Source organism: Arthrobacter ginkgonis (assembly GCF_039540195.1).
In the GTDB taxonomy this organism is placed as follows: Bacteria; Actinomycetota; Actinomycetes; order Actinomycetales; family Micrococcaceae; genus Zafaria; species Zafaria ginkgonis.
This window is the reverse complement of record NZ_BAABEO010000008.1, coordinates 357,043-377,107: the sequence shown is the minus strand read 5'-3', so window position 1 is coordinate 377,107 and position 20,065 is coordinate 357,043. Positions and strand designations below refer to the sequence as shown.

Here is a 20,065-nt window from a genome sequence, read left to right as displayed (position 1 = left end):
CGCTCTGCATGGGGAAATTGAGTGTTCGGCGCCTAATGGAATCGGGGAGCTACAAGGTCCTGGCAAAGCAGGCTGGGCGGGCCCGCCGGCTGGCCACGGCCGAACGCTACGCACGGGCGCGCAGCGCGCCGATCCGGACCGGGACGGTGCTGTACGAGTCGTTTTCCGGCAACGGGATGCTCTGCAATCCCGAGGCGATCTTCCGGCACCTGCTCGCGGATCCTGGCTACCGGCACCTGCGGCACGTCTGGGCGCTGAACTCGCTGCAGGAGCATGCGGACACGGTGGCCGAGTTTGCGGAGGACCCCCGCGTGTCGTTCGTCGAAACCGGCACCGCCGACTACCTTGAGGCGCTGGCCGGCGCGCAGTACCTGGTGAACAACTCCACCTTCCCGTGGTCCTTCGCCAAGCGGCCCGGCCAGATCTACCTGAACACCTGGCACGGCACCCCGCTGAAGGCGATGGGGTACGACGTCCCCGGGGGCGGGCCGGACACCCGCAACATCATCCGCAACTTCGTCCAGGCCGACTACCTGCTCTCCCCGAATCCGTTCACCACCGAGCAGATGTACTACGCCGGCTACAAGCTGCGGAACATCTTCGAGGGCACCATCATCCAGGCCGGCTACCCGCGCATCGACCACCAGTGGCCGGACGCCGCCGCCCGGGAGGACCTGTGGGAACGCCTGGCCGCGGCCGGCATCCACGACGACGGCCGCGGGATCATCCTCTATGCCCCCACGTGGAAGGGCGATTCCTTCTACAACCCGGCCAACGATGCCGCCCGGCTGCTGCACACCGTACGTGCGCTGGAGGAGCTGATCGACACCACCCGCTTCCGCGTCCTGCTGAAGATCCACCAGGTGGTCTACGCCGCGGCGCGGGACACCCCGGGGCTGGAGGGGTACCTGGTGCCCAACGCGGTCCCGGCCAACCGGATCCTGGGCATCACCGACGTGCTGGTCACCGACTACTCCAGCATCTTCTACGACTTCCTCGCCACCGGCGGACCCATCCTCTTCTACACCCCCGACTGGGAGGACTACGCCGAGGGCCGCGGCCTCTACCGCAGCCCCGACTCGCTGCCCGGGCCGGTGGCCCGGACCGTGCCCGAACTGGCAGCCCACCTGGCCGAGTGCGTGCGGGCGCAGCAGGAGCGCGACGGCGGGTGGTCGGATGCGTGGGAACAATACGGGCGCGACGTGCGGGACTACGTTCCGGACGACGACGGCCACGCGACCGAGCGCGTGGTGGCGGCGGTCTTCGGAGCGGGCGCACAGGGAGCCGGAACCCACGGGCAGGGCACGGAAAGGCACGGCCTGGGGGAGACCCACCTGCTGCGCGACCACTCCGACGGGCGCCGCAAGCTGCTGATCTATGCCGGCGGGCTGGTTTCCAACGGCATCACCACCTCCTTCCTGAACCTAATGGACAACATCGACCACGAAAAGTTCGACGTCTCCGTCTGGTACAGCTACTCCAACCAGGCCGACCGCGCCGCCAACGCGCTGCGGATCAACCCGAACATCCGGCTCTTCCCCCGCGCGGGAGGACCGATCCTTGGCATCGCCGACCGGGTCCGGTACCGGCGCATGCTGGACAAGGGTCCCGCGCGGGGAAGCAACTTCAGGGCCGGCTCCCGGCCGATCTGGGACACCGAGTGGAGCCGCTGCTTCGGGCAGAGCCGGTTCGACTACGTCGTGGACTTTTCCGGATACTCGCCGTTCTGGTCCCTGGTGCTGCTGCGCGGGCACGCCCGCAAGCACTCCGTCTGGGCGCACAACGACCTCTTCGCCGAGGCCCGCAAGGAGATCAAGGGCAAGCAGCCGCACCGGGTCCACCTGACGGCCCTGTTCGCCGCCTACCGGTCCTTCGACGCCATCGTTTCCGTCTCAGCCGACCTGGCCCGCGTCAACGCGACCAACCTGGCCGCGTACGCGCCGCCGTCGTCCTTCGTCTCCGCCCGCAACTCGCTGGCCTACCACCGGCTGCAGGCGATGGTCTCCACCGAACGCACCCCGCTGCCGGGGGCGGAGGCCGCCTTCGCCGAGCTCTACGGTTCCGGCTCCCGCGACCTGGGGTACATCATGCGCACGCTGCGCAGGATCTACACCGACGCCACCATCGACGCCGAACTTGGCCACCAGCGCACCCTGGACGCCTTCTTCCCGGAAGGGCAGGAGGACGGCGTGCAGACCTTCGTCACCGTCGGCCGGCTCTCCCCGGAAAAGAACCAGGCGCGGCTGCTGCGGGCCTTCGCCCAGGTCCACGCGACCCGGCCCAAGACCCGGCTGCTGCTCATCGGCAGCGGCCCGCTGGAGAAGGACCTGCGCCAGCTCGCCAGTGACCTGCGCCTGGACCGGTGCGTGAGCTTCACCGGACAGTTGGCCAACCCGTATCTGGTGATGGAGGCGGCCGACTGCTTCGTCCTCTCCAGCGACTACGAGGGCCTGCCGATGGTGATCCTCGAGGCCATGGTGCTGGGGCTGCCGCTGGTGACCACCGCGTTCGGCTCGGTCGATTCGGCGGTGCCGCCGGGCCAGGGGCTCGTCGTCGACCGCGACGACGACGCCCTGGCCGCCGGGCTGACGGCCTTCCTGGACGGCAGGGTGGAGCCCGCCGTCTTCGACCCCGCCGCCTACAACGACCACGCCATGGAGGAGTTCTACCGGGCCGTCGGCGTCGCCGGCAATCCGGTGGTGAAGGACGGCAAGCTGCTGGACGGGTAGGGCGAAAGGAACAGCCATGGGAAACGGCACGGACGTCCTGGTGAGCGTCGTCGTCGCCACCTACAACTCGCCGCCGGAGCTCGATGTCCTGGTGGCGTCGCTTGATGCCCAGACGCTGCCGGCGGGGGAGTGGGAGGCCATCTTCGTGGACGACGGCTCCACCGACGGCACGTATCCCCGGCTGGAGGCGATGGCCGCCGCCCGCCCGTACATGCGGGTGCTGCGGATCCCCAACTCCGGCTGGCCCGGCCGGCCGCGCAACGTCGGCACTGACGCCGCCCGGGGGCGCTACGTCTTCTACTGCGACCACGACGACTACCTGTTCCCGGAGGCCCTGGAGCGGATGGGGCGCTTCGCGGCGGGCGCGGGGCTGGACGCGCTCCACCCGAAGGAGGTGGTGCAGGGGTGGTCCTCGCCCGGGTGGAACGAATGGCGGGCCAACGCCGCCCCGCTGGCCCGGCTGGACGATGCCGCCGTCCAATGCATCACCCCGCACAAGCTCTACCGGCGGGAGTTCCTGGCCGAGCACGGGATCCGGTTCCCGGAGGGGCGGATCCGGCTGGAGGACTTCAGCTTCAACGGGATGGTGTGGTGCGCGACGGAGGCCGTGGGGGTGCTGGCCGACTACCCGTGCTACCGGTGGACCATCCATGAGAACAACAGCCACAAGGCCGGATACGACTTCGAGGTCTATTGGCGCTCCTTCGAGGAGTCGCTGCAGCCGGTGCTCGCCCTGCCCGATTCCGATCCGCGCAAGGACGTGCTGCTGCGGCGCTGGTACCGCAGCCGCATCCTGGAGCGCGTCGCCGGCTACGGCCGCTATTCCACCACGGACCGCAAACGCTTCACCGCCCGCTTCGACCGGCTGCTGGAGCACTTCCCCGAACGGATCGACGCCGGCCTGCAGCCGCCGGAACGGCTGCGCTCCTACCTGCTGCGCCGCGGCCACCATGTGCGGCTGTTGGAGCTCTCCCGCCTGGACGCCGGCATTCGGGTGGCCCCCGAGGTGCGCGACGTCCGGTGGGCCCGGGGAGTCCTGCAGGTGGCCGTGGACGCCATCCTGCTCGACGGCGCGGGCGCGCCGCTGCCGTTCGCGCGCCGCGGTCGGAACGGGGATGAAGTGGCCGGGGCGGAGGGGGCCGGTGGGCGGCATGCCGTGCGGGCGGATCCGCTGGCCGGGGCACTGTTCCGCAACCTTCCGGAGAGCATCGTCTCCGGCGTCCCGGAGGAGGTGCTGGCCCACTACCCGGCCGCGGCCGCTGTGGAGCCGGTCATCCGCAGCCGGGAAACCGACGTCGACTGGCTGCTGCAGGGCCGCAGCCGGGTGGACGCGAGCCGGTTGGGCCCCGCGCTCGCCGTGCGCGCCGAGGTGGTGTTCGAGCTGGACCCGGAGACGGCCGCCTACGGGTCCCGGCTCGACGGCGGCGTGTGGGACATCTTCGTGCGCATCACCGGACTGGGGTACGGGGCAACCCACCGGGTGCGCACCACGTGGGACCCGGGCAGGCCGGCCCTGCTCAACGGCCGCTCGGCGATTCCGTACCGGACCCAGGGCGGGGCGCTGGCGCTGGACCTTGAGTCCTTCGCCCGCACGGCGGTCGGCTCCGCGCGTCCCCGCAAGCAGGACCTGGCCCAGGACTCGGCCCCCGGGGAGCCGCTGGTGCTGCGCCTTCCCGCCGTCCACGTCTCGGGGGACACCCGGCTGGCCGGCAGTGTGGAGGCGGGGCCGGTGGGCACGGACGGGAGCAGGGCCGGCGGGAACGGCAAGGTCACCTACCCGGCCCAACTGGTCGGCGAGCGCGGGACCGCCAGGGTGGAGATCTCCGCCCCGGCCGGGCTGGATCTCACCGAGTCGCGGATGCGCTTCGAGGACCGGTGGAGCACCACCCTGTTCAAGCCGCCGGAGGCGTAGGCGCGCGACGCGAGCTGGCCCGCACGCCCCGCCGAAACCTATGCCACCATCCGGAAACGGCCTTCCAGCCGAGGATTCCACTCAGGGGTCAGGCCGGAAAAAGGGTAGCCCGACCCCTTGTATCGGGAGCAGCCTCTTGGTGTGGTATCTGGTACCCGTGCACCACAGGGTGCACCGGGGATGAGTCGGTTGGACCTCGATGAAGGTCCCTCTCCGGGAGATCCCGACGGATCTTTCGAGCAAACCATGGGCCGCCACAACGCGGCCTTCTCGCTCACCCCAGAAAAGAGAACACCGTGAAGACGCCCCACCACCACAGAATGCCCTGGGCGATCCTGCTCGTTGCGGTCCTTACGCTCGGGCTTTGCGCAGCCGCCGTGGCACCGCCGACATCGACAGCCCCGGCTGTCCCCACCCTCGGTCAGAACGTCGTCCAAACAGCAGCGGCCGTGGAGGCCCGGAAATCCAGTCTCACCACGCAACAGCGCAGGAACCTGAAGTTCGCCCAGTCGATCACCAAGAAGTACGGCGTCACCATCGTGCACGCCAACAACAGGTGCACAACGTCCTCCCGCGTCCTGGGTTGCTACACACCCTCCCGGAAGAACCCTCTCTCGATCAGCACCCTCGGGCTGAACCAGAGCCGGACGAAGATCCGTCACATCGCACTCCACGAGGTCGCCCACCGGGAGATTCACCGCAAGTGCGGAATACTCATCCCCAGAATCGTCAAGAACCGTATTGAACGTGTCACCGACGCGTACTCGGTGCTTCTGGGCGCACCCAACGTCAAGGGCCTCTACTACACCTCCAAGGACATGACCGTCGCGAAAAAGATCCGCGCCAAGATCTGCCGCTAAACCCACCCGAGCCCCCACCCCCGAGGAGAAGCCCAGCACCACATCTCATCGCGGGAACCGGTAGCGAACACGGGGTTGACGGCGGGCAGCTCGGCCAGCAGGGGATCGTGCGGGTTTGGACGGGTTCAGGGGGGGCGGTTCGGAAGGCGCCGTCTAGCCGAGCAGCCCCAGCAGGTACTGGCCGTAGCCACTCTTGCCCAGCTTGTCCGCCAGCGCGGACAGCTGCCCGTCGTCGATGAACCCGTACCGCCAAGCGATCTCCTCCGGCACGCCGATCTTCTGACCCTGTCGGGCCTCGATGGTGCGGATGTAGATGCCGGCGTCGTTGAGGGTTTCAAAGGTGCCGGTGTCCAGCCAGGCAGTGCCGCGGCGCAGCACCTGCACGTTCAGCCTTCCGGCCTCCAGGTAGGTGCGGTTCACGTCGGTGATTTCCAGCTCGCCGCGGGCGGAGGGCTTGAGGTTGCGGGCGATCTCCACGACGTCGTTGTCGTAGAAGTACAGCCCCGGAACCGCGTAGTTGCTCTTCGGGTGGGCGGGCTTCTCCTCCAGCGAAACCGCATGGCCGTCGGCGTCGAATTCCACGACGCCGTACGCGGTCGGGTCCGCCACGTGGTAGCCGAACACGGTGGCGCCCTCGCCGCGGGTCAGCTTGCGCAGCTGCCGGCCCAACCCGGGTCCGTGGAAGATGTTGTCTCCCAGCACCAGGGCTGCGCCTTCCGTGCCGATGTGCTCCGCGCCGATCACGAACGCCTGCGCCAGCCCGTCCGGAGAGGGCTGGGTCTTGTAGGTCAGGTTGATGCCCCACTGACTGCCGTCACCGAGCAGCCGTTGGAACTGGTCCTGGTCCTGCGGCGTGGTGATGACCAGGATGTCCCTGATGCCGGCCAGCATCAACGTGGACAGCGGATAGTAGATCATCGGCTTGTCGTAGACGGGCACAAGCTGCTTGCTGATTCCAAGGGTGATGGGGTGAAGACGCGACCCGGTTCCCCCAGCCAGAACGATTCCTCGCATGCGGCCCATCTTTACCCCTGTTTTTGGAAAAGGGAAGACATTAGCATCGCGTTCATGGGGAAAATTCTGGTCACCGGGGGAGCCGGATTCATTGGATCAAACTTTGTGCATTTCCTGATCGGGAATACCGATTCGGAGGTGGTGGTCCTGGACAAGCTGACGTACGCGGGCAACCCGGCGTCGCTGGCGGGGCTGCCGGAGGAGCGGGTGTCGCTGGTGGTGGGGGACGTGTGCGACGCCGAGACGGTCGATGCGCTGGTGGCCGGGGCCGACGCCGTGGTGCACTATGCGGCGGAGTCGCACAACGACAATTCGCTGGCCGGTCCGCGCCCGTTCGTGGACACCAACATCCTCGGCACCTACACCCTGATCGAAGCCGCGCGGCGGCACGGGGTCCGCTACCACCACATTTCCACGGACGAGGTCTACGGGGACCTGGAACTCGATGACCCGCAGCGGTTCACCGAGTCCACCCCGTACAACCCCTCCAGCCCGTACTCATCCACCAAGGCCGGATCGGACCTTTTGGTGCGGGCCTGGGTGCGTTCGTTCGGGCTGGAGGCCACGATCAGCAACTGCTCCAACAACTACGGTCCGTACCAGCACGTGGAGAAGTTCATCCCGCGCCAGATCACCAACGTGATCGACGGCATCCGCCCCCGCCTGTACGGAACGGGGCTGAACGTGCGGGACTGGATCCACGCCAACGACCATTCCAGCGCCGTGTGGACGATCCTGAACCGGGGCCGGATCGGAGAGACCTACCTGGTCGGGGCCGACGGGGAGAAGGACAACAAGTCGGTGGTCGAGGCGATCCTTGCCCTGATGGGGGAGGATCCCCAGGCCTACGACCATGTCGCCGACCGGCCAGGGCACGACCTGCGCTACGCGATCGATTCGACCAAGCTGCGCACCGAGCTCGGCTGGACCCCGGCCTACAGGGACTTCGACTCCGGACTGGCCGCGACCATCGGCTGGTACCGGGACAACGAGGACTGGTGGCGGCCGGCCAAGGCGGCCACCGAGGCCAAGTACGCGCGGAGCGGGCAGTGAACGGGCGGGCAGTGAGCGCGGCCACCGAGGGCACCATCGGCTTCGCCAAGCCGCTGGCGGTCACCGAGCCGGGGCCGATCCCCGGCCTGCTGGTGGTGGACCTGCCGGTGCACGGGGACAACCGGGGCTGGTTCAAGGAGAACTGGCAGCGGGAGAAGATGCTCGCCGCGGGGCTGCCGGACTTCGGCCCGGTGCAGAACAACGTGTCCTTCAACGCCTCCGCCGGCACCACGCGCGGGATCCACGCCGAACCGTGGGACAAGTTCGTTTCCGTCGCTACGGGTCGGATCTTCGGCGCGTGGGTGGACCTGCGGGAGGGGCCCGGGTTCGGGGCCGTGTTCACCGCGGAACTGGATCCGTCCAAGGCGGTGTTCGTCCCGCGCGGCGTGGGCAACGCCTTTCAGACCCTGGAGGACCAGACCGCGTACTCCTACCTGGTCAACGACCACTGGTCCGCCGACGCGCAGGCCGAATACACCTTCCTCAACCTCGCCGACGAGACCGCCGCCATCCAATGGCCGATCCCGCTGGAGAACGCCGAGCTCTCCGCGAAGGACAGGGCCCATCCGCGGCTGGCCGACGTGGTCCCGATGCCGCCGCGCAAGACGCTGGTCCTGGGCGCGAACGGCCAGCTGGGACGGGCGCTGCGCGCCGCGTACGACGGCGACGCGTCGGTCGTGTTCGCGACCCGCGCCGAGCTGGACCTCGCCGATGCGGCCGCGGTGGCAGGGTTCGACTGGCGCGGCTACGGCACGGTCATCAACGCCGCCGCGCACACCGCCGTCGACGCCGCCGAGACGGAGCCCGGCCGCCGCGACGCGTGGGCCGCGAACGTGACCGGGGTGGCCGCACTGGCCAGGGCCTGCCTGGAGCACCGGCTCGCCCTGGTCCACGTGTCCTCCGACTACGTCTTCGACGGCACTCTCACCCCGGCCGGGTCCGAAAGCGGGCCCGATGCCGGAGCAGGCCGCGCGGAGGCCGCGCCAGTCTCGCCCCTGGGCGTCTACGGGCAGACGAAGGCCGCCGCGGACGCCATCGTCTCGGTCCTGCCGCGCCACTACATCCTGCGCACCAGTTGGGTGGTGGGGGAGGGCGCGAACTTCGTGGCCACCATGGCGTCCCTCGCCGAGCGCGGGATTTCCCCGTCCGTGGTCAACGACCAGACCGGCCGGCTCACCTTCACCCGGGACCTGGCCGACGGCATCCGGCACCTGCTGGCCAACGGCGCCCCCTACGGCACCTACAACCTGACCAACGCGGGCGAACCGATGAGCTGGGCCCAGATCGCCGCGGAGGTCTATGCGGCCACCGGGCACGACCCGGCGGCCGTCACCGGGGTTTCCACCGGCGAGTACTTCGCGGGGAAGCAGGCGGCCCCGCGGCCGGCCAACAGCGTGCTGGACCTGGCCAAGATCCGCTCCACCGGCTTCGAGCCCGAGGACCAGCTGGTGCGGCTGCGCGAGTACCTGCACGGGTGAACGCGGGACGCCGCCTGCCTGGCGGGGTTGCCGTCTGTGACGCAGGCCGTCTTTTTTACAAGACGATGACATTATTTACCGAATGGCGGTCATCAATATGTAAAGTGGATCTTGCAGCCATTTCGGCGTGAAATCCGCGCCCTCGCCTGGCTGCGGACGGCGCCGATGGGGCGGCAGGGGCTGGCATGGTTATCCCCACGCCTGTTGCCGTTTGACCGAGTAGGACATGCCGGAGGTTTCACCCACACACTGGTGGGAACCTCCGGGCCGTGGCGGAACGCCAACCGCCGGAAAGGGGTTCCTGTGTTCGTCACCCTCCTTTCGTCACTCTCCGCGCGCATCCGCGACGCCGCCTTGGAGGGCCTGGGAGCGGCCCTCCCGGGGAGTGTGCTCTTGCGCTGCGACCTGATTGATGCGCAGACCCTCGCCGTGGCGATCCACCGTCCGGAGCGTGCGCCGGAGATCCATTTTGTGCCGGTGGGCCGTGGCTGCCCGGCCGAGGCCGCGGCCACCGCCGCCGTGCGGATCCTGGCCGAATTGGGCCCGGTCGAATTGGGACGTGCCGATGGGGACTGGGCCGTATCCGACGCCGAAGGCGGGGCCCCGGGATGCGCGGTGATCGGGCTGCCGCCGGGTACCAACGGACTGGCCGCGCACCATACGCTGGTGGCCCGTTCCATGGGCCTTCCCCTTGCCGTGGATTCCGTGGCACTCGCGGTGGAACCGGCCGCGGTGGAACCTGCTTTGGTCTCTTCCTATCCGCTGCACCGGGCGGGCCTGCTGCCGGAAGCTGCCGGTGCCGTCCGCAGTGACGATTTCATGGCCTTCGCCCTGGCGCACGCTGACACGGTGCTGGCCATCGACGACCCTCTCTGGGGATCGCTGGAGGGCGGTGCGCAGGCCGACTACAGGACGGCCTCGGATCGGGGGATGCGGTTGTTGCGCGAACGGGCTCCCCATGCCGTGATCAATGCGCCGGGCCGGGTGTCGGTGCTGGGCCGTTTCGACCGGGAGGCGGCCGGTGCCCGCGTGCTGCCGGACACGTTCGCGGCACCGGATCGGCGCCAGCCTTGAGCCCTACCCGGATGATATTGGGCGGCCTATTGTGGTCCTGGCGCAAGACGAGGGAAAGGAACAACGATGTTCACCTTGCAGATAGGCTATACGGTCCGGGACTACGCGGAATTCAAGAAAGTCTTCGACAGCGATCCCGCAGGTCGCGCCGCGTCGGGCGCCCGGTCTGTGCGGGTATTTCGGGATACGGACGACCAGAACAACGTGGCCGTGCTCCTTGACTTCGACACCAAGGACGCCGCGACCGTCTTTCTGGAACGGCTGCGCAGCCAGGTGTGGGACAACCCCGATGTGATAGGGCAGCTGATGTCGGCATCGCCGACAGCCAGGATTCTGGAGGAGGTGGCCCGCGAGGGTCAGGCCGCGGGCTGAGCACTGATCGACCAGCGGGTGAAGAACGGCCCTAGGGCCGCAGGGAGGGCCGGGGCCATCCCTGCCCCGGACAGGCGGCAGCTTCTCGCGAGTGGATCGGGACAGATCGCCGTTGTAGAACACCACGAACGCCTCGTCCTCCTGGCGCGGACCGAGCAGCTCGGCGAAGTACAGGTCGACATCGCCCCACGTGTGATCGAGGAGGACTCGTTCCCACTGGTCGGGACTAACGACGAGCGTGACGACGGTTCGGTCGGCCTCACGGACCTCGATCCTGCCGGGGCCGACCTCAGCCACGGCGCCCTCGCCTCCCAGCGCGTCCAGGAGAACCTGCCACTGCGCATCCCGGCCGGGTGGCACCGGCCGAGCCGGGCCGGCCCCCAACGAAGCAGCGGGGCGGCTCCGGTGGCGTTCGACATGCCTGCCGGCGGCGATTTCCACCTCGCGCGCCACGACTGGAGCGTATGCCGCGGGATCCGCATAGCCGCTCACCTCCCGCCACTCCGCAGCGGCGGGGAGCCGGAGCGTGCCCGATTGCGGCACGCCCCTCCAGTCCGGACCCGAAGGAAGCGCCAGCCCGAACTCGATGTGGAGCTCCGCCCCGAATTCCCCGTCGGCGACCCTCACCGATTCCACCCAGACGTCCCGACCAAAGCCGTCGTAGCGGTCAAGCCCGTCATCGGCCTGCCCGTACGGATCATCGGGATCGATTCCCGTGGGATGCGGGTTTGTCAGGATGGCGAACAGTCTCCTGGCGTACGCGTCATCCTCCATGGCGCCCATCATCCTCGGCTTGGCGGCCTGCCGGCATGGGCAGCTACCGCCAAGCGGGAAGTGCCCAGCTAGACGTACAGCAGCGCGTACGCCACGGCCGCGGCCACACCCAAAGCCAAGAGGATGACCCCCGCGGTTGCCAGTTTCTGGTTCCGTGCCCGGCGTCGATCGGCCAACTGATAGCGGTCCTGTTGCATTTTTTGTCCCCCAATAACTGGTTTTTTTGCGTACCCGAACAAGCGGTGAATCCCGGTTCCCCCCTGGATTCCCCGCTCGCGGCACACTCTACGGGAGGCTCATTTTCCTGTGAACCCTTTTACAAAATTCGTAATCTAAAACACTTGGTCAGTGGGAAGTTGACGGCCCGGCAGTCGTGGAGCAGAGTGGCCGCTCGAACTGCCGGCGACGGAGGGATCGGCTGCGTCTGGGACAATGGATTGGTGAGTATCGAGATCGAGCCCAGTTCCGCCGCAGTCGCCCTTCCCGCCGAACAGCCGTGGGAACGGCGTGCCGTGATCGACCTCTCCGCGATCCGCCACAACGTGCGCCGCATTGCCGACCTTGCCGCGCCCGCGCAGGTCATGGCCGTGGTCAAGGCGGACGCCTATGGGCACGGCGCCCTCCCGGTCGCCAAGGCGGCCCTCGAGGCCGGCGCCACCTGGCTGGGCACGGCGCACGCCACCGAAGCCCTGGCGCTGCGTGCCGCCGGACTCACCGCCCCGCTGCTGGCCTGGCTGCACACCACCGACACCCCCTTCGCCGAAGCGATCGCCGCCAACATCGACCTGGGCGTCTCCGGCTGGGACCTGGACCACATTGCGGCCGCCGCGCGCACCGCGGCGCAGCCTGCCCGCATCCACCTGAAGATCGACACCGGCCTGGGCCGCAACGGGTGCACCCCCGACGGCTGGCCGGACCTGCTGGCCGCCGCTGCCGCCTACCAGGAGGAAGGTGTCCTGCGGGTGGTCGGCGTGTTCTCCCACCTGGCCGTGGCCGACGAACCCGAGCGCCCCGAAACCGACGAACAGCTCACCGCGTTCCGTACCGCCGTCGCGCTCGCCGAGGAGGCCGGATTCGGCCTGGAGGTCCGCCACACCGCCAACACCCCGGCCATCCTCTCCCGCCCGGACACGCACTTCGACATGGTCCGGCTGGGCCTGGGCATGTACGGGCTGAGCCCGTTCGCGGACCAGACCTCAGCGGACCTGGGGCTGCGCCCGGCGATGCGGCTGGTGGCCCGCGTCGCCAACGCCAAGCGCGTGCCCGCCGGCCAGGGCATCTCCTACGGGCTGACCTACCGCACGGCCGGCCCCACCACCGTGGCGCTGGTCCCGCTCGGCTACGCCGACGGCATCCCGCGGACCGCCCAGGCCGCGCCGGTGCTGGTTGCCGGCGCGCTGCGCCGCAGCAGCGGCCGCGTGGCCATGGACCAGTTCGTGGTGGACATGGGCGCGGACGTCGAGCCGGCGGACCTGATCGGTGCCGAGGCGGTGCTGTTCGGCGACGGGGGACCGGCCGCGGAGGCGTGGGCGGCCTCCGCCGGAACCATCAACTATGAGATGGTCACGCGCATCTCCGAGCGCGTGCCGCGCCATTACGTGGAAGGCAGCTGGGGCGAACATGGCGAGTGAGCCGGCCGCGGGCGCGGAGCACGACGGCGGCACCGGGGCCGGCGTCGCGCGTGCAGGGGATGCGCGCGCGGGTGAGCAGGGCCTCCTTCGTGAGCGGCCGGCGTGGACGGCCGAAGTGCGGGCCGACGACGCCGAAGCCACCCGGGCGTTCGCGGCGCGGCTGGCTGCCGGGCTGCGGGCCGGCGACCTGCTGGTGCTCTCCGGCGAACTCGGCGCCGGGAAAACGACGTTCACGCAGGGCCTCGGGGAGGGGCTGGGCGTGCGGCCCGGAATCATCTCCCCGACGTTCGTGCTGGTGCGGATCCATCCGTCCCTGGTCGGCGGACCCGACCTGGTGCACGTGGACGCCTACCGGCTGGACTCCGCCGGGGAGCTGGATGACATCGACCTGGAGTCGACGCTGGCCACGTCCGTGACCGTGGTCGAGTGGGGCCGCGGCAAGGTGGAACCGCTCAGCGACTCGCGGCTGGACATCACCCTGCTGCGCGCAACCGGCGAACAGGCCGGGGACGAGCTGGTCTTCGACTTCGAGGAAACGGACGCAGCCGACCCGCGCACCATCCGCATCGAGGCCTACGGGCCCCGGTGGCAGGACGTGCGCCCAATCCAGCCTTAGCGCCGCGGCGTCCCTAATCAGTGCACCTGGCGGGGCGTCAGTAGACCTAGTGGAGCGTGGCGGTGGCGGTGCGCGGGGCGAAGCCCTCACGGACCGCGGTGACCTTGACGCTGAGCCTGGCGCCGCGGTCCTCGGCATCCACCCTGTAGCGGGGACCGGTGGCCCGGTGGATCGGGTGGCCGTCGCGGTACCACCGGTAGCGGAGGCGGCCCGGCTCAGGGGCCCAGGTTCCCGTCTCCACGGACAGCAGCATGCCGGGGTTTTGCCGTCCGGTGATCCGCGGCCGGCGCTCCAGGCTGAAGGTGCCGCAGGCCGGCCCGGAATCCTCGGGGCCGGGGGAGCAGGCGTCCCGCACGACCAGGCGCAGGAGGCCGGTTTCGGGGACGCCGGAAGGGGCGCTCCCGGAACGGGAACCGCCGGAAACGCCTGAGACGGGCCTGATTGGTGGTCCGGGCCTGCGTGGCGGTGCGGGGCCAAAATGCACATGCACCACGCTGGTATCCTCCCGGCGGGTGCGCCGGCGCAGGCGGGCCGCGGCGAGATCGATCGGCCGTTCCGGCGCGGCATCGCCGGGTGCGGGTGAAGCCGCGCCGTGCGCCCACCGGTGGGGGCGCGGCTGCCAGCCCATCCGCCGTCGTCGGGCAAGTCCGTGTTCGGTGAGCCTGATCAGTTCCCCCATGGCCCCGCCTTCCCCCAAATCCCGCCGATGTGATCTGCGCGATACCCGAAGTGTAGGCCTCTTCCGGCCCGGGCGGGGGAATCCCCGCAGGGTGCCCGGCGCCGGATTTGCCCGTCACGGCACCCCGGGGTCTGGCGGGATGCGCCAAGTACACAGAAAATCCACACGCGGAACAAAAAAGTTGCCAGTCATAGACGGGATTGCCTCTTCTGGGGCCGAAGCACCTCGTAGACTGGCACTAGATAGGGCAGGGGACCCGAGGGAGGTGGATCATGGATGAACGGCGTGTCGCCATCGTGGTGGAGGACGACGAGGACATTCGTGTCCTCCTCGCGGCGATCCTGGCCCAGTCGGGCTTCGAGGTCCATGTGGCCGAGACCGGGTGGCAGGGGATAAGCCTGGTGCAGGCGCACGCCCCCGACCTGGTGACCCTGGACGTGGGCCTGCCGGACATCGACGGCTTCGAGGTGGTCCGCCGCGTCCGGCTCCGAAACGCGGACGTGCACATCGTGATCGTGACCGCCCGCACCGACGAGATCGATGCGATCCAGGGGCTGGAAATCGGCGCCGACATGTACATCACCAAGCCGTTCCGTCCCCGCGAGCTGCGCGCCCACGTGGAGGCCATGATGCGCCGGCGAAGGAAGCGGGGTGCGCCCGCGCCGCCCCGCCCGGTTTCGCTCCCCGCCGCCAAACCGGTGGAACGGAACGAGATGCTGGAGCTGAACGGACTGGTGCTGGATCCCTCGGAGCACTCGGTCTCGGTGGACGGGGCTCCGGTGCCGCTGACCCCTTCCGAATTCCTGCTCCTGCATGTGCTGCTCTCCGGCGGACGCCTGGTGCGCTCCAAATCCGAACTGGTCCGCTTCCTGCGCGGCGACGGATTCGACTCCGGAACGCTGGTGGTCCCGGCCGACGAACGCGCCGTGGAGGTGCACGTGGGCAACCTGCGCCGCAAGCTGAGCGACCGGACAGGGGAACCGCGCTGGATCGAAACGGTGCGCGGCATCGGCTACCGGGCGGCGCCGCACCGCTAGCCGTGCGGCCGGCCGGGCAGGTGCCCGGAGGGATTTTCGCCCCCAGTCTCAAGGAACACCCTCCCGGGAACCCAAGATTTGGTACGGGCCCCTGGCGGGATGCGCCAACGCTGAGGATTTTATGCACGGATTCCGGAGCGGATCTTGAAGGTTCGTGGGAGACGATTGATCTTCTGGCGGACTGCGGCTTTCCGGGGAAACCGTGCCGTCCGCCATTCGGCACGACCAGCGACTTCGCGCGTGCCGGCGGGTCCCGGGGGCGCCGCGGTTGCAGTCTTGGGGGGTGCAACCGGGGCGGGACCCGGAGGGCTAGGCTTCCTGCCGGCTGTGCGCTGCCGCCTCCGCCTGACCGGCTTCCGACTGTCCCGGGGTCAGCAGCGGCAGCCGTACCGTAAACGTGCTGCCCGCGCCGGGCTCGCTCTCCACCGCAATCTCCCCGCCGTGGGCCTCCACCAGTTCCTTCGTGATCGGCATGCCCAGCCCAACGCCGGCGATTGCCGCACGGCGGACTCGCTCGGCCCGGAAGAACCGGTCAAACAGGTGTTCAAGCTCCGCCGCGTCCATGCCGATGCCGGTGTCAGCCACCGTCACGACGGCGGCTTGCGTTCCGTCGCCGCCACGGTCCAACCGGAGGGCCACGTGGACCCGACCGCCCTCCGGGGTGTACTTGATGGCGTTGGAGATGAGGTTGTCCACCACTTGGCCCAGCCGGATCGGATCGCCGAACACGCGGATGCCGGAGGGGATGTCCCGCTCAAGGACCAGGTCTCCGGCCGCGGCGCGCAGATCCGCGGAACGGACGCAGCTGCTGACCACCCGGCCCAGATCCAGCGGCTGGGACCGCAAATCGAGCCGGTCCGCCGCGGCCGTGAGCAGGTCGTCCACGAGGCGGTCCAGCCGCCGGGCGTTGCGGCTGACGATCTGCAGCCCGGACCGGGCGGAGGGCTGCAGGCTGGGGTCGTCCTCCAGTAGGTCCACATAGCCGAGGATGGAGGTCAACGGAGTGCGTAGCTCGTGGCTCACGTTGGAAAGGAACCTGTCCTTGGCGTGCAGGGCGCCGATCAGGTCGGTGACCTGCTTGAAGACCAGCACCCCGCCCGCCGGGCGGTTCCCGTCGTCGAACAGGGGCCGGGCGGAGACCGTGAGGGCCTGCCTGCCGTTCGTCGGGGGGCCGACCCACACCAGATCGTCCGAGAACTCCTCTCCCCGCAGGGCGCGGTGGAGCGGACGCTCCTCCGCGGGCAGTTCCCGGGCCTCGGGGCGTCCCCACGCATCGGCGCCATACAGTTCCAGGCTCGATTCGCTCTCCGGCTCGTGGCCGGGCTTGAGGCTGCTCAGGCGCAGGCGATGCTGCAGTTCGTTGATGAAAACAATCTTTCCCTCCGCGTCGAAAACGACCAGCCCGACGTTGGCGGCATTCAGCACGGCGTTGAGCAGCTTCTCCTGGCGATGGCTCTCGGCGTAGGCCTCTTTGATGCTCCCGTGTTGGCGGGTGGTGCTGCTTTCGATGGCGATGACGACCAGCGCCAGGGCCAGCATCATAAAAGGGATAACCAGCGGGCGGCCCAGTACCTCGCTCGCCAGCGGCCTGCCGGCATGCACGGCCTGGCTCCAGAACATGGCCAGCGGGGCGAGGAGGGACACCGCCACCGTGGTGCGCGGAATCATCCCGGACCAGGCCATCCAGAAGATCGGTATTCCGGAGAGGAAGGGCAGAGCAATGAGGACCTGGTAGCCGCCCAGACTGATGAGGAAGATCGCCACCAGGTCCAGGGCGGGGATGACCAGGTGGGCCCGTCGCGGGAACCTGTCCCACGGAAGCACGGCGGTGACCGCCGAAATGAGCAGGACCATGGCCGCACCGACCAGGAACACGGGCTCCCTGAACGCCGTCTCCGGGTTGGTGACGTAGGCCAGGGCCAGCACCAGGGGCACCAGGAGGGTCATCGGCAACTGGCTGAGATTGACCTTGCGTGCCAGCGGCAGCTCATGGAACAGCACCGGGCCGATCAAGGACCGGATCAGGGGGATCTGCATCGGGTGGGAACCGCCTTGGAGACAACGTCGGGGTGGCTTGCGGAAACACACGCGGGCCCGGGTGGACGCGGTAGCCCCAAGTCTAGGCGGCGAGGGACCCGCACCGAGCGAAGCGAGGTGTGGGAGTCGCCTGGACGCTAGGCGGCGAGGGACCCGCACCGAGCGAAGCGAGGTGTGGGAGTCGCCTGGACGTTAGAGCGGGAGCCGCCTGGGAGTGGGGAGCCGCGCCCGGCGTCGGCGCCGGCCGCCATGGGCGCACCTCCCGCGGCGGACTAGGATGTCAGGGTGCTTATTCTGGCCATCGACACCTCAGCCATCGCCTCCGCGGCGCTCCTGCGCAGCACCCGCACGGACGGTGCCGCCGAGGTCCTTGCCTCCTTCGCTTCCACTGAGACCAATACCCACGCCGAGGTCCTGGCCCCGGCGATCCAGGGGCTGCTTGCCGAAGCCGGCGTCGCCGGGGCGGAGCTGGACCGGATCGTCGTCGGCGTCGGGCCCGGCCCGTTCACCGGCCTGCGCGTGGGCATCGCGACCGCCCGCGCCCTCGGATTCGCCTGGAACGTGCCGGTGGAAGGCGCCGTAAGCCTGGACGCGATCGCCTGGGACGTGCTGGCCGCTGGGGAGGCGCCCGCACAGGGGTTCACCGTGGCCATCGACGCCCGGCGCAAGGAACTGTACTGGGCCCGCTATGCCGCCGACGGCTCCCTGGACGAGGGACCGCACGTCTCCGTCCCCGGGCACCTGCCCGAAGGACCGGTGTGCGGCGCCGGGGCCGGGCTCTACGCGGATCGGCTCGCCGCCGCCGGGGCACCCGCCGTCGAACGCTTCCGCGACCGCCAGCCGACCGCGGCCTCGCTGGGCGCCTCGGCCCTGGAGAAGCTGGCGCGCGGCGAGGACCTGCTGGCCACCACCCCGCTGTACCTGCGCGAATCCGACGCGAAGGTTCCGGCCGCGATGCAGGGGCACACCCCGTGACCGGCGCCGGCGCGACGATCCGTCCGATGGCCGCCGCGGACATTCCCACGGTCTGGGAGCTGGAGCGGAGGCTGTTTCCGGTCGACGCGTGGCCGGAGCAGATGTTCCACGACGAGCTCTCCCAGACCGACACGCGGCTGTACTGGGTGGCCGAGCTTGGCGGGGAGATCGTCGGCTACTGCGGGATGATGTGCGTGCTGCCGCTGGCGGACGTGCAGACCATCGCCGTCGTTCCGGCCTGCGAGGGCCGCGGGATCGGCTCCGCCCTGCTGGCCGGCCTGATCGAGGAGGCCCGCCGGCGCGGGGCGGAGGACGTGCTGCTGGAGGTGCGCGCGGACAACCCGCGCGCCCAGGAGCTGTACCTGCGCTTTGGGTTCGAGCAAATCCATGTCCGTCCGCGCTACTACCGCGACGGCGTGGACGCGCTGATCATGCGCAAGGTGCTCCGGGAACAGTTCGAGGCGTAGGCCCCGGACGCCCGCTAGCGGTGGCCGGCGTTGAGCACCAGTTCCAGCTCGAACCGCACCTGCGGATCATCCAGGTCCTCCCCGAAAAGGTCGCGCAGCTGCGTGGTGCGGTAGCCGATGGTCTGGGGATGCACCCCCAACTCGGCGGCGATCGGGGTGCGCTGGCCCCAGTGCCGCAGCCAGGAGTGCAGGGTCTGGGCCAGCCGCTCCCGCTGGGTCGGGCGCAGCCCCTCCAGTGGTGCGAGCCTGCGGACAGCGAGCTCGGCCAGCGCCGACGGCTCCGTCCCCAGCACCACTTCGGCCAGGTGCTCGTCCGCCCAGATCGGGGGAGCGGCCTCCCCGTCCCGCGGCGGCAGCACTGAGGCGGCCTGCATGGCCAGGCGCAGCGAATCGGGAATCCGCTCCCACCCGCCGCCCGGACCGATCGAGGCCCCGCGGCCCCGCAGCGTCCGGGCCAGCGCGGCGCGGGACCGCTTGGACGCTCCCGCCGGGACCAGGGCGACGACGTCGGTTTCGCGCTCCACCACCAGGGCGCCCGGGCCCAGCCCCAGCCGCAGTCCCTCGGCCTTCTCCACCGGAAGCGTCACCACGGCCAGGCGGGACGGGAGGGACCAGTCCGCCATGGCGGCGGCCTGGCGCACGGAGGCCTCGTCCCCGTGGCCCAGCAGCAGCAGCTCCAGCAGTTGGGTGCGCCGGCGGTCCATCTCCCCGGCCCGCTCGGACTGGGCAAAGGCGTAGGCCTCGGCGCTCACCGCCGAGAGCTCGTCGATGTAGGCCAGGATCGATTCGCCCAGGTTCACCACCACGGACATGCCCAACCCGTGCTCCACCGAGGCCTTGGAGAGTTCGCGGAACGTCACCCGCGCCCCGGCGCGATAGGCTCCCAGCAGCGCATCCATGGAACGGCCCTGCCGGAACTCTCCGCTGCCCAGGCCCGCCACCAGCATGCGGCTCTCCTCGTTCAGCGCGGGCAGGCGGGTCCCGGGCAGTTGCAGGAACCGCTCCAGCGCCACCGTGGTTCCCTTCCGCACGCCGCGCCCGAACCGGCCCTCGATGGGCCGGGCATAGGCCGGCACCATGAGCGGGATGGCATCGATGAGTGCATGCACGACTCCCGGCAGCATGGGCCGCAGCAATTCGCCGACCTCCGGGGGAAGCTGCAGCCACGGCGGGTCCAGGGGGAACTCGTCCCGGGGCCGGGGCGGGCCGTCCGTGACGTGCTCGGATGCGCCGTGTTGGGTTGTGCCGCCCTTGGCCGTTTCCATTATCCCTCCGGAAGCTTTTTGTTGCCGCGCAATAGTTTTTCCACCACAATCGTATGTCCCGCCCGGAAGAAATCCTTCCTTTTTGCCCGTAG

General features: G+C 69.6%; 16 protein-coding genes. 11 read left to right on the top strand and 5 right to left on the bottom strand.

The features are described 5' to 3' along the window. Positions 1 to 35: 35 nt before the first annotated feature. From ABD912_RS04220 to ABD912_RS04210, 3 genes are all read left to right on the top strand, one after another. Complete coding sequence (locus ABD912_RS04220) at positions 36 to 2,729, top strand: glycosyltransferase (RefSeq protein ID WP_345148708.1); 2,694 nt, start codon at positions 36 to 38, stop codon at positions 2,727 to 2,729. A gap of 16 nt (positions 2,730 to 2,745) precedes the next feature. After that, the gene (locus tag ABD912_RS04215; RefSeq protein WP_345148706.1) at positions 2,746 to 4,641 is read left to right on the top strand and encodes a glycosyltransferase family A protein; all 1,896 of its coding nucleotides are present in this window, start codon (positions 2,746 to 2,748) and stop codon (positions 4,639 to 4,641) included. Positions 4,642 to 4,937: 296 nt separating this feature from the next. Next, positions 4,938 to 5,501 (top strand): hypothetical protein, encoded by a 564-nt coding sequence (locus ABD912_RS04210; protein WP_345148704.1) that lies wholly within the window; start codon positions 4,938 to 4,940, stop codon positions 5,499 to 5,501. A 153-nt stretch (positions 5,502 to 5,654) separates the two neighbouring features. Here the strand turns inward: ABD912_RS04210 and rfbA are convergent, their stop codons facing one another. After that, positions 5,655 to 6,515 (bottom strand): glucose-1-phosphate thymidylyltransferase RfbA, encoded by an 861-nt coding sequence (gene rfbA / locus ABD912_RS04205; protein WP_345148702.1) that lies wholly within the window; start codon positions 6,513 to 6,515, stop codon positions 5,655 to 5,657. A gap of 54 nt (positions 6,516 to 6,569) precedes the next feature. On the opposite strand from rfbA, the gene rfbB reads away from it, so the two are divergent. The 3 genes from rfbB (at position 6,570) to ABD912_RS04190 (ending at position 10,120) form a co-directional block, all read left to right on the top strand. Continuing rightward, positions 6,570 to 7,568 (top strand): dTDP-glucose 4,6-dehydratase, encoded by a 999-nt coding sequence (rfbB, locus tag ABD912_RS04200; protein ID WP_345148700.1) that lies wholly within the window; start codon positions 6,570 to 6,572, stop codon positions 7,566 to 7,568. Between the two features lie 11 nt (positions 7,569 to 7,579). After that, positions 7,580 to 9,046 (top strand): sugar nucleotide-binding protein, encoded by a 1,467-nt coding sequence (locus tag ABD912_RS04195; protein WP_425548016.1) that lies wholly within the window; start codon positions 7,580 to 7,582, stop codon positions 9,044 to 9,046. Positions 9,047 to 9,439: 393 nt separating this feature from the next. After that, positions 9,440 to 10,120, top strand: coding sequence for a hypothetical protein (locus tag ABD912_RS04190; protein WP_345148699.1), 681 nt, complete (start codon positions 9,440 to 9,442; stop codon positions 10,118 to 10,120). A gap of 3 nt (positions 10,121 to 10,123) precedes the next feature. Here the strand turns inward: ABD912_RS04190 and ABD912_RS04185 are convergent, their stop codons facing one another. After that, positions 10,124 to 11,266 (bottom strand): hypothetical protein, encoded by a 1,143-nt coding sequence (locus ABD912_RS04185; protein ID WP_345148698.1) that lies wholly within the window; start codon positions 11,264 to 11,266, stop codon positions 10,124 to 10,126. Between the two features lie 440 nt (positions 11,267 to 11,706). Here ABD912_RS04185 and alr point away from each other — a divergent pair, with 440 nt between their 5' ends. Both alr and tsaE read left to right on the top strand, forming a co-directional pair. Then, positions 11,707 to 12,897, top strand: a complete 1,191-nt coding sequence (gene alr, locus ABD912_RS04180) for an alanine racemase (RefSeq protein ID WP_345148697.1) — start codon at positions 11,707 to 11,709, stop codon at positions 12,895 to 12,897. Next, positions 12,887 to 13,513, top strand: coding sequence for a tRNA (adenosine(37)-N6)-threonylcarbamoyltransferase complex ATPase subunit type 1 TsaE (gene tsaE / locus ABD912_RS04175; protein ID WP_345148696.1), 627 nt, complete (start codon positions 12,887 to 12,889; stop codon positions 13,511 to 13,513). The genes alr and tsaE overlap by 11 nt, the downstream gene beginning before the upstream one ends. 46 nt (positions 13,514 to 13,559) lie before the next feature. Here tsaE and ABD912_RS04170 read toward each other — a convergent pair whose 3' ends face one another. Continuing rightward, positions 13,560 to 14,192 (bottom strand): hypothetical protein, encoded by a 633-nt coding sequence (locus ABD912_RS04170; RefSeq protein WP_345148695.1) that lies wholly within the window; start codon positions 14,190 to 14,192, stop codon positions 13,560 to 13,562. Between the two features lie 272 nt (positions 14,193 to 14,464). On the opposite strand from ABD912_RS04170, the gene ABD912_RS04165 reads away from it, so the two are divergent. Next, on the top strand, positions 14,465 to 15,229 hold the full coding sequence (locus ABD912_RS04165) for a response regulator transcription factor (RefSeq protein WP_345148693.1): 765 nt from the start codon (positions 14,465 to 14,467) through the stop codon (positions 15,227 to 15,229). Positions 15,230 to 15,538: 309 nt separating this feature from the next. Here the strand turns inward: ABD912_RS04165 and ABD912_RS04160 are convergent, their stop codons facing one another. After that, positions 15,539 to 17,266, bottom strand: a complete 1,728-nt coding sequence (locus tag ABD912_RS04160; protein WP_345148692.1) for a sensor histidine kinase — start codon at positions 17,264 to 17,266, stop codon at positions 15,539 to 15,541. A gap of 285 nt (positions 17,267 to 17,551) precedes the next feature. Between ABD912_RS04160 and tsaB the strand changes: the two genes are divergently transcribed. Continuing rightward, positions 17,552 to 18,241: a tRNA (adenosine(37)-N6)-threonylcarbamoyltransferase complex dimerization subunit type 1 TsaB gene (gene tsaB, locus ABD912_RS04155; RefSeq protein ID WP_345148691.1), complete on the top strand. Its 690-nt coding sequence runs from the start codon at positions 17,552 to 17,554 to the stop codon at positions 18,239 to 18,241. Between the two features lie 26 nt (positions 18,242 to 18,267). Further along, complete coding sequence (gene rimI / locus ABD912_RS04150; RefSeq protein WP_345149404.1) at positions 18,268 to 18,708, top strand: ribosomal protein S18-alanine N-acetyltransferase; 441 nt, start codon at positions 18,268 to 18,270, stop codon at positions 18,706 to 18,708. A 14-nt stretch (positions 18,709 to 18,722) separates the two neighbouring features. Here rimI and ABD912_RS04145 read toward each other — a convergent pair whose 3' ends face one another. Then, complete coding sequence (locus ABD912_RS04145) at positions 18,723 to 19,973, bottom strand: PucR family transcriptional regulator (protein WP_345148689.1); 1,251 nt, start codon at positions 19,971 to 19,973, stop codon at positions 18,723 to 18,725. Between the last annotated feature and the right edge of the window lie 92 nt (positions 19,974 to 20,065).